Genomic DNA, 14,239 nt, shown 5'->3' on the forward strand with positions numbered 1-14,239 from the left:
GAATTTCCGTACATTAAAATACCCGGTGGATACCGGGTTAATTTAGATGAAGATGGTATTTATAACAAAAAATATGTGCTGATTCAATAATTTAAGCAGTACTTTTTAGTTTAGACCTCCTCTCCATAAAAATAAAAATGTTAGTTATTAATTTGGATATTATCGCAATCAGAAGATATCCCAAGAAAAGATGAAAATAATTAGCGCCTTCATTTAATTTAAAAAAACCGAAAGTAGTCATTAGTGGTTTGAAAATAAAAGATAAAATCACGCAAAGTCCCGTGATATATAAATAATAGTTTTTCCCGTGGTTTAAGGTCCATTGATAAACCAACATATATACTACAGGAATCAAAGAAACGTCTAGAGCGAAATTTACAGGAAGAATAGGTAAAACCTTATATGGATAAAACCACAAGGCTTTACTTCCCCCAAAAGCGTCTATATAAGTAAACCATACATGTACATTATAACCAAAGAACCCTAATAAAAGCGCTTTTTTCTTATCAATTAAGATATAAAGTAGTATTAACGGGACTACAAGAAACCCTAAGTTTACCCAAAATTCCCATGTACTCCAATCCGAGTATTGTTGCCAGTATTCATACCATGCATCTGATTGTTCAAGTTGTGTTTTTTCTATATGTTCCTTTTGATTAAAGTCCATTTTCTTCTCCTTACCATGGAATATAGTGTTATTTTTCCTTTTAGGATTAAATTTGATACCTAAAGGAATTATATTTACAGGGTAAAAAGGGATATAAAGATAGAAACAATTAAATATACAGAAAATAAAAGAATTCGAATGGAGCCAATTGCTCATTCGAATTCTTTTTCCCTTTCAAAAAACAATATCTGATCTTAATTATGTATATTCATGCTGTCTTTTCTCTATATAGGAATTCTTTGAAAGGTACTATAACATATTCGACAACATGGGTATAGTTAATACCTCAAATATTATATCCATAATTATTAGAATCTTTTTGTATAATTATAATGGTATTTTAATTATATAGAAGATTGGTGTTGTAAAGATGATTGGTAAACAGATAAAGAAGTATCGGCTAGCCAAAAATATAACATTGTCTGAATTAGCAGAACAAGCAGGTGTAGCCAAATCATATATCAGTTCCCTTGAAAGGGGTATTCAATTAAATCCCTCAATTCACTTTCTGGCGAAAATATCAAATGTATTGGAGATACCGGTTGAAACATTATTACAACCAGAAGAGTCTCTCACCAATGAAATGGAATTAGAATGGAAGGTACTACTCAGAGATGCAATAAATTCTGGGATGACTAAAGAGCAATTCAGAGAATTTTTGGAGTTTAGAAAGTGGAAAAAAGACCATTAATAGTGGGGAGTTGTTTTCTAGGGGATAAGAGATTAAATGAATTAGACAAAAGATAATGAATATTTTGTTGGGGTAAAGAAAATTATGGAAGAGTAACACAATGATCATTCCGATTGTTTTTGATACTCTGCATTTTTATTTCTGGTTTCTTCTACCTATCTTGTTCCCTGATGTTTAGTATTATCATGTTTTTTTCGGAATAATTCTTGTTCGTTTTAAGATAATATATACGGAGATTTTAGTTATAGGGAGGTATTGAAGTGCAATTTAATGAAAATAACATTAGGCTTACCTCTGCAGAAATGTCCCAACTTTGGGGGGCATATATAAACGATAGTTTGGCTGTATGTGTTTTGAAGTACTTTTTAGAAAAGGTAGAAGATAAAGAGATTCGTCCAATCTTGGAGCAAACATTCGAATTATCTGAATCGCATTTAGAAAAACTAACTTCCATCTTTACAGTTGAGAATTTCCCGATTCCTCAAGGTTTTACTGATGAGGATATAAACATAAATGCCCCAAGACTGTATTCTGATACATACTTTTTAAAATATGTGTATCAAATGAGCCAGTTAGGACTAAATGCGTACAGTATTGCTTTACCGACTGTAACACGTGCTGATATTTTGGCTTATTTTTCTGAATGTCTTACCGAATTTATAGAACTTCACAAAATGACAACAAACTTATTACTGTCAAAAGGTCTTTATATTCGTCCACCTTATATACCTACACCAAAAGAAGTTGATTTTGTTAAAAGCAAAAGTTTTCTTGCCGGATGGTTAGGAGAGAGAAGACCTTTACTTGCATTAGAGATTTCAAACTTATTTAACAATATTCAACGAAATGCTCTGGGTGTTGCAACATTATTAGGATTCAGCCAAGTTGCAAATTCAAAAGAAGTTAGACAATATATGGTACATGGGAAAGAAATTGCTTCCAAACATGTTGAAATCTTTGGCTCGATTTTAAGGGAAGAAGATCTACCAGTTCCCATGACATGGGATAGCGAAGTTACAGATTCTACTGTTTCCCCATTTTCAGATAAACTTATGATGTTCCAAACAACTGCTTTAAATGGAATTGGTATGGGATATTATGGAGCAAGCATAGCGACTAGCCCAAGACATGACTTAGCAACGCATTACGCTCGTCTCTCATTCGAAATTGGGAAATATTCAGAAGAAGGAACAAAGATTATGTTTGAAAATGGTTGGTTTGAACAACCCCCACAGGCGATTGATCGGGATGAATTGGCAAAGAGAAAAAGTTAAAAACACTTCTAATCTTTGGGCACCGATACTTAAGGTGCCCTCTTTTGGGATAGTGGTAAGTATATTTATGATTTAAAGAGAGAGTGAAATAATGAAGGATTCAGTAAGATTTAGTGAACTTGAAAAGGCGCAAAAAACACTTAGCCATTTGAGGTTGGACTATTGGAGGGAAGAGGTACTTTATTCTTTTCAATGGTGGTTTCTCCTTATAAGTACTTTCGTAATTGGATACTTATGGTGGAAATTTGTTGATCGTTCAAGGTTAAGAAATATAGTTTTGCATGGATTTCTGACTTTATCTATAGTTATTTTCCTAGACGTTTTAGGTTCAGAGTTGCACCTTTGGGATTATCCAAAAATGGTTTTACCTTGGGGTTCAAGAATAATTTGTATAGATATTATAATTTCCTTGGTATTCATGATGTTATATCAACGTTTTAGAGTATGGAAAACGTATATTTTAATTTCTTTACTAATGGCTTTAACTTTTGCTTTTATACTTGAGCCGCTTGCAATTTTTATGAATATTTATAAACCATATGCTTGGAAATCAGTTTATTCTTTTCCAATTTATTTTTTATTATCAGTGTTCATAAAGTGGCTTGTAGACACGATACATAGAATAGAAACAAGGGAAAAATAGCACGATTCATCTACCATTTACCTAACTTAAGAAAATAAATATGAGTGAACTTAAAAATAACCGTGCGTAGATATCAAAATATGCCACTACTGCACGGTTATTGTTTGAGTAAGAAACATTTCATTTATTAAATTTTAAAAAAGGAAAACAGTAATCAAAACATTTTTATTTATTAAGAGGAAGGATAATACCAATAGTCGTTCCATTAGGAGAACTTGATATTTGTAACTTTCCATTATGGTTTTCAATGATATTATTGCATATCATCATTCCCAAGCCCGTTCCCTTTTCCTTAGTGGTAAAGAAAGGCTCCCAAATCCTTTTCAGAATTTCTGCTGGTATACCACTCCCTCGGTCAATTATGTGAATTAATATACTATCGTTGTCTCTTTTGAAAACCTTAATATAAATAGGTCCACCATTAGGCATTGCTTCAATAGAATTTTTGATAAAGTTAATGAAGACCTGCTTTAATTGATTTTCGTCACAACTGATCATACACGTATCCGTATTAATCTCTTTTTTTATTTCGATATTATGTAAGATGGCTTGGGTACTCATCAGAGAGATAACCTGTTCTATGATACTTTCAAGATTAATAAATTTATGTTTAGTGTTCTGTGGTTTAGATAGCAGGAGTAATTCAGTTAAAACTAATTCTATACGGTTAACCTCCGACAAAAGAACATCGAAGTACATTTTACTCCCAATCGATTCCCTATCCATTATTTGAAGAAACCCTTTTATTGCTGTTAAAGGATTTCTAACCTCGTGCGCAATTCCTGCAGCCAATTGTCCTGCTACATTTAACTTTTCAGAATTTAAAAGGAACTGTTCTGTTTTCTTTTTTTCACTAATATCCTTCATGATGACATGCATATCATTTTTCTCACCGTTATAAACCGGGAATGCTGTAAACTCTACATTAATAAATTTGCCGTCAACTCTACCGAAAATTTCTTCTATACGATAAATGGTCTCTCCCGCTTCTACTCTATTAATATAGTTCACGGAAATGTTACGTTTATCTGGATGAATAAAATCAATAACTGATTTACCTATTATTTCTTCCTTCTCTGAAATATTCAAAAATTTTAACCCTGTTTCGTTTATGTATTGTATCTTCCTGTTGCTTATAATAATCATGGCCTCTGATGACCGTTCAATAAAGTTAAAGTATCTTTCCTCTACTTTCTTTCGTTCTGTTATATTCTGCACTTGAATGATCAAGTACAAGGGATTTCCTTCATTACTTTGAACTAATGAGATCCTTAATAAAGTCCAAATCCCATAATTATGCTTATGTAAAAGCCTTGTTTCTATTTGATGAGAAGATATCTTTCCCAATAAGAGTTGAGATATATAATCATCAAGTTTTACAAAATCCTCCGAAAACGTAATGTCCCGTAAAGTTAAGGAGATTAATTCATTTTCGGTAAATCCTAATATGTGACTTAAAGACGGGTTTACCTTTAAGATTCGTCCGATTGGATCAACTACCGCAGTGCCTATCATTGAAAAATTAAAAGCATGTGTGAAAATTGATCCATGTTTAAGTTCATTTTCTTGCATAATTTTACCCCCATTTAAATATTATTTTTAACAAAAAACAAACTATAGGCTTCTTTTTTGTTAATTCTAGTTTATTCCTCTTTTTCCAACTTTCAAGGATTTCTAGCCTTCATTGAATTAGTCCTTTATTGTTGGAATCTTTATTATGGGGGAAGGGTAATTTATTGGCTGCTGAATATAGTGTAAGGATATGTTAACCATCAATGCTACTCCGGATAAAGATATGAGTCTTATTTTTGGACAGTCTATTGATGAGAGGTTGAATAAAAGAGAAAAGAGATTGAAAAATATTTTCAAAAATACAAGGGATTTAAAAGGGAATAAGGAAATATACAGTGTCAGGAAAACCCCTTTCCCCTTAGGGCTTTCCAGATAGCCTCTTTGGTTTTAGACCGCTTTCTTGTGTATGCCTATATTATTGAATAAGGCCAGACAGTTATTCAACTGTTTGGTCTTTTCAGTCGGTGGTAAAAAGCCAAAAATCCAATCTATAATTTATTTCATTTCATAAGAGAAAATAGTAATGCTTGAAGATGATTAGATTCGCGCTATACTTTCATTAAATAACAAACTGGGGTGATAGTATGCGTTATCTGGGGATTACTTTTGACTTTGGTGACTACCATTATATTGCTGATGCATTGGAAGACCATGCAAAATATTTTAATAAGAAATCAAGTATGTATCTATTGGATGATATTGGGTTACTAGAATCATTTTTCAAGTTTATTGATCGTACTACTTTTAGTAGAGTGATTCTTTATGACTTTAAAGAATTAGGGAGTTGGGAGAATTTCAAGTATTTCTCAAGGCTATGCCGCTCTTATAATTTGGAATTTTCAATTTTAAAGCAGGACATCCATTCAGATGTAGCCATTGAGGTTGATTATTTATTAAATGTTATTTAAAAAAGGAACTTTATAAACCTTTCTAGTTATAATATCAAGTGGCAGATGGGTATGGAACTATTACAATGTTAAAACCTTCAGTGAAATAAAAGGTGACTAGTGAGAATATCAATACCTTAATTGAAGGGTCTTTCTAATGAAACAAAAAAGAATTGCTTCTTGGAATCAGTCCAGTGGTAATTCTTTTTTTTGCTAAAAATTATTATGCTACATTTCATCAAAATATCTTATTTCAAACTTTTCAGTTCTTGAAAGTTGAATTATTAATTCTTTATCAAATTCGTTAACAATAGGTTTATTTGTAAATATGTAATCAATTTCTGAAAGAGGAGAGTTGAGTAATTCCATTAGTTCGGTGCTTTGATTAAAGAAATCTAAAAACACTCCTAAAATTACATGGTGGATCTCTAAATTGTGTATCAATTCGTTGACACGATGAACCGCCTGTTCGGTACTTTCGCTTTGATCTGAATTATAATAAATAAATACATTTGCCACTTGTTTCACCTCGTTCTAGAGGGTATTGTAAAAAAGTAACTTAAATATTATAGCATGAAAATCAACAAAAGAACTACAAACTTTGTTATAATTATCCCATTAGGACAAGTGTTCGGAGGTGAGGAATATGTTATATAGATTTATTGACTTGTTTGCTGGTATCGGAGGTATTAGAACTGCTTTTGAACCCTATGGACATTGTGTTTTTAGTTGTGAGTGGGACGTGAAGGCTCAGGAAACATATGAAGCAAATTTCGGTGAAAAACCAGTTGGTGATATTAGAAGTGTAAATGAAAAAGAAATTCCTGATCATGATATATTGCTTGCAGGTTTTCCATGTCAACCGTTTAGTATTGCAGGAGTTTCTAAGAAGCAATCATTAGGACGGCAGCATGGTTTTTTAGACGAGACACAAGGGACTCTATTTTTTGATATTGCTCGAATAATAAAAGAAAAACAGCCTCAAGCCTTTCTACTGGAAAATGTAAAGAATTTAAGAAGTCACGATAAGGGTAAAACATTTAAGGTAATAATTAATGTATTAGAAGAACTAGGTTATACAGTTTATTCAGAGGTATTAAATGCGAAAGGACTAGTACCGCAGAACCGTGAACGTATTTATATTGTAGGCTTTAAAAAGCCTTTGAAATTTGAATTTCCTCAGGTTCCTAAAGAAGGTCCTTCTCTACAAACAATTCTAGAGGAAGATGTAGACGAAAAATACACCTTATCGGATAAACTTTGGGATTATCTTCAAGCATATAAAGAAAAACATGCAAAAAAGGGAAATGGATTTGGCTACGGCCTTGCTGATCTAAACTCTTACAGTAGAACTTTAAGTGCAAGATACTATAAGGATGGAAGTGAGATTCTCATTCCTCAAGGAGAGGGAAAAAATCCAAGAAGACTGACCCCACGCGAATGTGCGCGCTTGCAAGGGTTTCCAGAAACGTTTAAGATTGTAGTAAGTAACACTGCTGCTTACAAACAGTTCGGTAATAGCGTTGCAGTACCTGTTGTTCGGCTGATTGCTGAAAAGATGGTACAAGCAATTGAGCGTGAAGAAATACTACAAGTCGTGGAAGAGGGTCGAGTCGAGTATGCAACAAAATGAGTCAGAAAAACTCACGAATGCAATTGAGGCGGCCAAGTCTATTGGTCGCTTTTATTGTAAATTCATATCTGCAAATGATGTAGATCTAACAGGTGCCCATCAAGTAGGGCTTTACATTGCAAAACAAGCATGGAATATCTTCTTTGAAGAAAAAGGTGTAAAAGGAGAAAACAAAGACAAATACATTAAAGTTCACCTTGACGGATATTATCCATATGAAAGCCGTGTAATATATTATGGCAGAGGGACAAGAAACGAATACCGTATTACTCGTTTTTGGACCAATTCACCATTTGAGAAAGCAGAACAAGTGGGTAACTTGATTATCTTCATGCCGATGGATCAAGAGAACTTCAAAGTCTATATTTTAGATACTGAAGATGAGATTGAAAAATTCATAGATTCCTTCTCCCTGTCCCTTATCGTATTGTCAAAACTTTTATAGTAAATAGGTTATTAAATCCTATCTGAGAGGGCTTTATAAGCAAAAAAATTGCCACCCCCTGAATTCTAAGGATAATTGAGGTTACGACACTCTCAACAACCTAGAAAAGGAAGTGACAATTTGTACCCTCAAATTATAACCTATTTATTAACTTTTATAAACTATCAAGAACAACTAATTCGAACATTGCTTACTTTATTGATTGGTAAGAGTATGTTTGATAAGCCTACTGAACAGCCAGTAAAAAACCATATCGAAAACTTCAAGTGGACGACCTTCCGGTCATTGAAGTTCTGGAACAGCTTGATTATCGAGTTCTTCTTAGTGAATATCTAGAGAAGAACGGGAAACCACTTAAACCTGTTCAAAGGCGTAAGAATGCAAAAGTTTCCGTACCTAAAGCCATGAACTGTCCAAAGTGTGGTGCTCCATCGGATTATCTTTATGCCAACAATGGAGATAAAGGTCAGTATCAATGCAAGGTGTGTACAGAACTTTTCAGTGAAAAGAACCGTTACTCTAAGGAGGCCATCCTGAAGTGTCCTCATTGTTCCAAGACTCTCGAGAAAATAAAAGAAAGAAAAGATTTTCACGTGTTTAAGTGCAAGAACAATGACTGTTCTTATTATCAAAAGAAGCTCAATGGGATGACTTCAAAAGAAAAGAAAAGGTTCAAAAAGGACCCTCAAGCATTTAAATTAAGATACATTTTCCGTCAGTTTCATATCGATTTCCAGCCGTTATCCAAGGAATCACCAGAACTGCCGGCCGTTGACTTATCAAAGATTTATGCATCACCACATACATTAGGATTAATCCTAACCTATCATGTAAACTATGGCCTTTCGGCCCGTAAAACAGCTGCGATTATGCAGGACGTACACGGAGTGATGATTTCACATCAGACTGTATTGAACTACGAAAATAGCGTAGCTTTATTACTTAAACCTTATGTGGATCACTATCCCTATGAACTTTCAGACCAATTCTGCGGTGATGAAACGTATATCAGAGTAAACGGTCGATGGCATTATTTATTTTTCTTTTTTGACGCCGTGAAAAAGATTATTCTTTCGTATCCGGTGTCGCCTAATCGAGACACAGCAACAGCCATTCGAGCAATTGATGAGGTCTTAATCAAGATGAAAGAGATTCCAGAAAATCTGACCTTTGTGGTAGACGGGAATCCAATCTATCTTTTAGCCCAACATTTCTTCGCTCAACATGGGATTTCATTCGATGTGAAGCAGGTCATTGGATTAACCAATGAGGACCCTGTTTCGACCGAATATAGACCACTGAAACAAATAATTGAGAGACTTAACCGCACCTTTAAGGGCAATTATCGCTCCACTCATGGATTCGGCTCTGAACATGGTTCCATTTCATACGTCACCTTATTTACGGCCTACTTTAACTTTTTGCGTCCGCATGCCGCCTTAGAAGGAAAAGTGCCCGTAGTGAATCCAGAACTCAAGGGGCTTCCAACAATGCCAGCACGTTGGACAAAGCTCATTGGATTAGCACAACAATGGATAGTAGAACAAAGACAAGCCTAACTTTTTGTTTAGCTGAGCCCTTAAGCTAATTCAGCAATCGGCGGAGCGAACTCTTGACAAACCGAACTTGCCAATGGTTTAAAATGGAAACAACCAAGGGCTTATTTGGTATGCCTTCTTTTGTTCCCTTCGCCCTTGTTAAACAATCCTCAAACCATTGGCGTGTTTGTCAAGAGCGATTGCGGCGCATCTCCATCCAGTAAATAGGAGAGAAACTAACCCTTTAGGTAGTTTTCATAAATCTTTTGACACTACCTCCCTTATGGACAATAACGCGGTTTACAATGGGGGAAAAGTTAAGGACATAGATTTATCTAAAAAGTTAGAAAAGGAAATAGAAGAAGTAGTCTATGTGTTTGAGGACTTCCCTGAAACAATTAAACTTGCAGAATTAGCCAGACAAATACATTACCATGTATATAAAAAGAAAAGTTTTCCACCCGATACTATGATTCTTGAGTGGGTAAAGACTGAATACAGTGTATTTAGAGCAATTGAAAGAAATTTGTATAAAAATAATTTATCCTATGATGATATTGATCCACTAATTGCGTTTGCTAGTAGTGCCTTAAATCGAAGAAAGAGTAGAGCAGGAAAGTCTTTGGAACATCATGTTGATTTCTTATTTTCTTCTTATCGTATTCCGTTTAGCCATCCCGGTCGGTCTGAAGGTAATAAAAAGCCTGATTTCTTACTTCCATCAAATGCAGCCTATGCTGATAAGTCATTCCTTGATAGCGACTTAATTTTTCTAGGTGCGAAAACTACTTGTAAGGATAGATGGAGACAGATTCTGAACGAAGCGAACAGAATCGATGAGAAACACTTATTGACACTTCAACAGGGAATATCCCCTAACCAGTTAGATGAAATGGCAGATGAAAAAGTTACGTTAGTTGTACCTAAGCCCTACCACTCATTATATCCAGCAAAATATCAGAATAGATTATGGACCGTTGAAAAATTTATTCACTATGCAGAAGAAAAATATTCATTATAATAGACCCTTCGGGTCTTTTTGTCTTAAACAGGGGTAAAATTAGGGTTAGAATAGGCCTGTAATCAAAGTTAGTGTATGAACTAAGTTGTAGTAAGGACTCATTATTGAGTTTCTTATAAATCGGGTAATGGTATAATCTTAATAGAGTCATAGTTAGAAATGCAAAGATTCTTCCTCAACCGCAACCGCTATTAATTGATATTTGGAGAGATTAGGTATGGACGTAGTTAAGCATAAGAAAACAGGACAAATTTATTCGGCTTATCAAGTTCAAAATATGTCTGAAGAAAAACAACTAGAATTAAAGGGTTTAATTATTTGTAGAGAATGTGGAAAAGATGCTTGGTTTCGAAAAAAATCAGTAGATGGTAAGGAACCCTGTTTTTCAGCAAAGCATGATATAGACTGTAATTTAAAGAAGTCGAATACTTCTTCAAATAAAAAGGAGAACAGAGTATCTCAAAATAAAAGAGAGGCAGATACAAATGATATAGGAATCTTGTTTAAGGATTACTTTAGTAACGCTTCTCTTGCTGGAGATGATAACGAAGAATCTGATGTTTTTGGAAAAACAGGTGATAGTAAAAATATTTATGATAAAGATCCGACAAAAACTGTACAGAAAACATGGACGCTTAAAAGGATATTAGACTGTGCTATAAATAATAATCTTGATAAGCAAGGATTTTCATTGGAAATAGATAATAAGATAATTCCTCTTGAAAAAATGGTCAGTTCTTGGGATGGAGTTACTAAACAACAAAATGGTGTTCAAGGTTTCTTTTGGGGATATCTTCAAAGTTCGGATAACGAAATATGGCTAAATTCTGATAAGAAATATCCCTATAATAGTTTCAGCATTAAGTTAAATGAACAGGTCAAAAAAAGATTTTGGTTAAGTATGGGTAAAATTAAGGGGAATTGGAAAAATGGTGTGCCCGCTATAGTATTCGGAGAACTCAAGTGGGTTCAATCAGGTAAAATTTATGTAGAGATCAATGACCTTACAAGATTGTATATTAATCGTAGAGTATATAAATCTAATAGCAACTAATCTAATTAACTTATTTTAATTACTTTTAGTTACTCATCGGGGTGAAAAACTTGCTATACTACATTTTTACAATAATTGGATTATCTTTGTTAGGGTTTAGTTTAATAATCCGTAATTCAATAAAGGAAGTAAATAATCAAAGGGAAGCCTATGAGTATCTTAATAAATTTCGTGAATATGGTAATAGTCTATTAATTGAAAAAGAGAACTATCAGTTATATGAATGGTTAACCATGAAAGCACCAAAAATGCAGGATAAGGTTGGAGAACTAGGGATTGCAAGAGGATTCATTCCACCTTTTTCTGGTATTCAGTATAGAACATATCAAATAATAATTAACGCTTTACCTACTTTGAGGGATGAAGCAAGAAGTCCAATTCGAGGATTTAATAGTCTTCAAAATAGCATAATGCATAATTATCTTTCTATGATTGACGATGTCTTGTTAAGATATATAGGTGTTGTAGAAAATAATATCGAAAAGTTAAAGGGGCAAGCAAAGAACCCCTTTGTATGGTTAAGAGAAGGGGTTCAGTTTTTTGTGCATCTGCCTATTCTCTTATTATACTGGACTGGACTAATTAAGTACGGCACGTATTATAGGATTTTAAATAATATAATTGTAAAAATCATAAATTTCCTCGTTATAGTAATTGGTTTGATTAGTTCAATAATCACTATTGTAACAGGCTATAATCCTTTTACAGAGATTTTAAGTAAATATGTAAAATGACAACCAAACTATAACTGGCAGCAGGGAAGCCTGCTGTTCTTTTTTATGGAAGGTAAAGGGTGTATATTTATGGAATGAAGGTTTTTTGTCATTTCTTGTAGAATTCTAATATAGGCATTATTAAATAAGTTTTAAGGAGTTTAGTCGTGTATATTTCAAAGTTGAGTGTAAAGAACTATAGAAATTTTGGTGAAGAGAAATTTACGATTCCGCTGAAACCATTTACTGCTATTATTGGAGAGAATAATATAGGGAAGTCAAATCTTATTGATTGCATAGGTTTGGTCTTAAGTCAGGATATCACTATGTTCAAGAAAAGGTTTTTAGACATTGATGATATAAATTCAAAAACAAAAGAGAACTTTAAAAAATCCATTGTAAGAGTTATTGACGAAGAAACCATTGATGATTCTGAAATGAAGTTTCCTGAAGTTAAGGTCGAATTAATATTAGATGAATTAGACGATGATCAACTTGCTGTTGTAGGGGATTGGTTTTATGAAAAGACATTTACTAAGGCCAAATTAACTTATTGGTTTAAACCTAGGGCTGGTTTTAAAAGACAAGAATGGATTGAAAGGCAAGTTGCCAATTTGAGGGAACTATTAAGTGAAGGTAAGGTGAAAAAAGAAGAATTATATAATCATGTTGAATTCCCTATCGATCAATATGAATATGTAATTTTTGGTGGAAATAACCCTACTAATAAATGTGACCCATACTTCTTAAAAATGTTAAAATTAGAGGTTTTAGACGCTCTACGTGATGCAAAAAAGGAACTAGTAGTCACAACGGGGAATATAAATTATTATATCGTATTTTAAATAAAAATTATGCAAATGATTTTATTGAGGTCCAATCAATTCTTGGGGAATTAAATCAGAAATTAAAAGAAAATAAAAAATTAGATTCTATTAAGAGGGAACTAACTACATATTTAGACAGGGTTTCTTTATCTAACCCATCGGAATTAAACAGTATTGACTTTAATTTCTCTTCTCCAGAGGTTAATGAAATATTAAAGAAATTAAGTATTGTGTATGGAGAGAATCCTGTTTCAATTGAAAGAAATGGATTGGGTAAGAATAATTTATTATTTATTTCTCTTGTACTCTCGCATCTAGCGTCTCAGGCGGATGATAAGACAAAATTAGCGTTTAGAGTTATTGGGATAGAAGAGCCTGAGGCACATTTACACCCACATTTACAAACACATCTGGCGAAAAATTTAAGTAAGGTTAATAGTATTGGGAGCAAAGAGGATAAAAAGAAGGATGATAAAGAGGAAAAGAAGAAGGATACCCAGATTATCATTACATCTCACTCCACTAATATAACTACCTCAATTGATTTAAATAACCTAGTTATTCTTTACAAAGATAAGGTACAGATAAAGTATCATTATATCCTTGATGGTTTTTCAGATAAAAAAGAAGGACAAGACCATATTAAGTATTTGAAAAAATATCTAGATGCAACAAATTCATCTATGTTTTATGCAAGGAGACTTATCCTTGTTGAGGGAATATCTGAGCAAATATTGGTTCCATTATTCTTTGAAATGCACCAAAAGAAAACGTTAGAAAGTATTGGCTCTAACATAATCAATGTTAATGGGGTTGCTTTTAAGCATTTTCTAGAAATAATAAAAAACGGATACTTTATTAAGTGTGGTGTACTAACCGATAAAGATGCGGGAAAGAAAACGGAAAAACGGGCTGAAAAACTAAAAGAGCACTATAAGGTTAATAAGGATGTAATTGCCATTGAAATCAACGATGACACATTTGAAAAAGAGATAATAAAGTATAATGATAAGGGCAAGGGAAGGGAGTTGTTGTTAAGGGTTTTTAAACAACTTCACCCTATAAAATATAAAGAAGTAGAGAAGAATTGGACAAAACAGATTGACATGAAGACTTACTTCGAAAACATAGAAAATGATAAATCTGATTTTGCATTTGCTTTACATGAAGAACTATTAAAAGATAGTACAGGCTTTAAAATTCCTGATTATATAGTTTTGTAATTGACAGAAAAATAAAAAACAAGTATTATAATTGAGAATGATAATCATTAT

The 14,239-nt window shown here is 33.2% G+C and carries 14 protein-coding genes and 1 pseudogene; 12 read left to right on the forward strand and 3 right to left on the reverse strand.

What is annotated here, in order from left to right; genetic code table 11:
• Window positions 1-91: 91 nt before the first annotated feature.
• On the reverse strand, window positions 92-667 hold the full coding sequence (locus HHU08_RS01520) for a CBO0543 family protein (protein ID WP_169187645.1): 576 nt from the start codon (window positions 665-667) through the stop codon (window positions 92-94).
• A 370-nt stretch (window positions 668-1,037) separates the two neighbouring features.
• Between HHU08_RS01520 and HHU08_RS01525 the strand changes: the two genes are divergently transcribed.
• The 3 genes from HHU08_RS01525 to HHU08_RS01535 all read left to right on the forward strand — a co-directional run bounded on the left by HHU08_RS01525 (window position 1,038) and on the right by HHU08_RS01535 (window position 3,275).
• Window positions 1,038-1,358 (forward strand): helix-turn-helix domain-containing protein, encoded by a 321-nt coding sequence (locus HHU08_RS01525; RefSeq protein WP_098798128.1) that lies wholly within the window; start codon window positions 1,038-1,040, stop codon window positions 1,356-1,358.
• Between the two features lie 260 nt (window positions 1,359-1,618).
• A complete protein-coding gene (locus HHU08_RS01530; protein ID WP_098798127.1) occupies window positions 1,619-2,632 on the forward strand; it encodes a DUF3231 family protein in 1,014 nt (337 codons plus the stop codon).
• A gap of 91 nt (window positions 2,633-2,723) precedes the next feature.
• Complete coding sequence (locus HHU08_RS01535; RefSeq protein WP_098798126.1) at window positions 2,724-3,275, forward strand: CBO0543 family protein; 552 nt, start codon at window positions 2,724-2,726, stop codon at window positions 3,273-3,275.
• A gap of 165 nt (window positions 3,276-3,440) precedes the next feature.
• Here the strand turns inward: HHU08_RS01535 and HHU08_RS01540 are convergent, their stop codons facing one another.
• Window positions 3,441-4,847, reverse strand: a complete 1,407-nt coding sequence (locus HHU08_RS01540; RefSeq protein ID WP_169187646.1) for a PAS domain S-box protein — start codon at window positions 4,845-4,847, stop codon at window positions 3,441-3,443.
• A gap of 584 nt (window positions 4,848-5,431) precedes the next feature.
• Here HHU08_RS01540 and HHU08_RS01545 point away from each other — a divergent pair.
• Window positions 5,432-5,755: a hypothetical protein gene (locus tag HHU08_RS01545; RefSeq protein WP_169187647.1), complete on the forward strand. Its 324-nt coding sequence runs from the start codon at window positions 5,432-5,434 to the stop codon at window positions 5,753-5,755.
• Between the two features lie 207 nt (window positions 5,756-5,962).
• On the opposite strand, the gene HHU08_RS01550 is transcribed toward HHU08_RS01545, so the two are convergent.
• Window positions 5,963-6,253 carry a hypothetical protein gene (locus tag HHU08_RS01550; protein WP_107921315.1) on the reverse strand — a complete coding sequence of 97 codons (291 nt, stop codon included), beginning with the start codon at window positions 6,251-6,253 and terminating at the stop codon, window positions 5,963-5,965.
• A gap of 127 nt (window positions 6,254-6,380) precedes the next feature.
• On the opposite strand from HHU08_RS01550, the gene dcm reads away from it, so the two are divergent.
• From dcm to HHU08_RS24975, 8 genes and pseudogenes are all read left to right on the forward strand, one after another.
• The gene (gene dcm, locus HHU08_RS01555; protein ID WP_107921316.1) at window positions 6,381-7,367 is read left to right on the forward strand and encodes a DNA (cytosine-5-)-methyltransferase; all 987 of its coding nucleotides are present in this window, start codon (window positions 6,381-6,383) and stop codon (window positions 7,365-7,367) included.
• A complete protein-coding gene (locus HHU08_RS01560) occupies window positions 7,354-7,812 on the forward strand; it encodes an EcoRII N-terminal effector-binding domain-containing protein (protein ID WP_169187648.1) in 459 nt (152 codons plus the stop codon). Before dcm ends, HHU08_RS01560 begins: the two co-directional genes overlap by 14 nt.
• Before the next feature lie 120 nt (window positions 7,813-7,932).
• Window positions 7,933-9,371: pseudogene (locus HHU08_RS01565) on the forward strand (DDE-type integrase/transposase/recombinase).
• 262 nt (window positions 9,372-9,633) lie between these two features.
• Complete coding sequence (locus HHU08_RS01570; RefSeq protein WP_169187649.1) at window positions 9,634-10,371, forward strand: type II restriction endonuclease; 738 nt, start codon at window positions 9,634-9,636, stop codon at window positions 10,369-10,371.
• A 217-nt stretch (window positions 10,372-10,588) separates the two neighbouring features.
• Window positions 10,589-11,425: a hypothetical protein gene (locus HHU08_RS01575; RefSeq protein WP_169187650.1), complete on the forward strand. Its 837-nt coding sequence runs from the start codon at window positions 10,589-10,591 to the stop codon at window positions 11,423-11,425.
• 50 nt (window positions 11,426-11,475) lie between these two features.
• Window positions 11,476-12,159, forward strand: a complete 684-nt coding sequence (locus HHU08_RS01580) for a hypothetical protein (RefSeq protein ID WP_169187651.1) — start codon at window positions 11,476-11,478, stop codon at window positions 12,157-12,159.
• A 146-nt stretch (window positions 12,160-12,305) separates the two neighbouring features.
• Window positions 12,306-12,983 (forward strand): AAA family ATPase, encoded by a 678-nt coding sequence (locus tag HHU08_RS24970; RefSeq protein WP_328822977.1) that lies wholly within the window; start codon window positions 12,306-12,308, stop codon window positions 12,981-12,983.
• 89 nt (window positions 12,984-13,072) lie between these two features.
• Window positions 13,073-14,188 (forward strand): ATP-dependent nuclease, encoded by a 1,116-nt coding sequence (locus HHU08_RS24975; RefSeq protein ID WP_407939853.1) that lies wholly within the window; start codon window positions 13,073-13,075, stop codon window positions 14,186-14,188.
• The last annotated feature ends 51 nt before the right edge of the window (window positions 14,189-14,239 follow it).

The sequence above is a fragment of the Niallia alba genome, from assembly GCF_012933555.1.
GTDB lineage: Bacteria > Bacillota > Bacilli > Bacillales > Cytobacillaceae > Niallia > Niallia alba.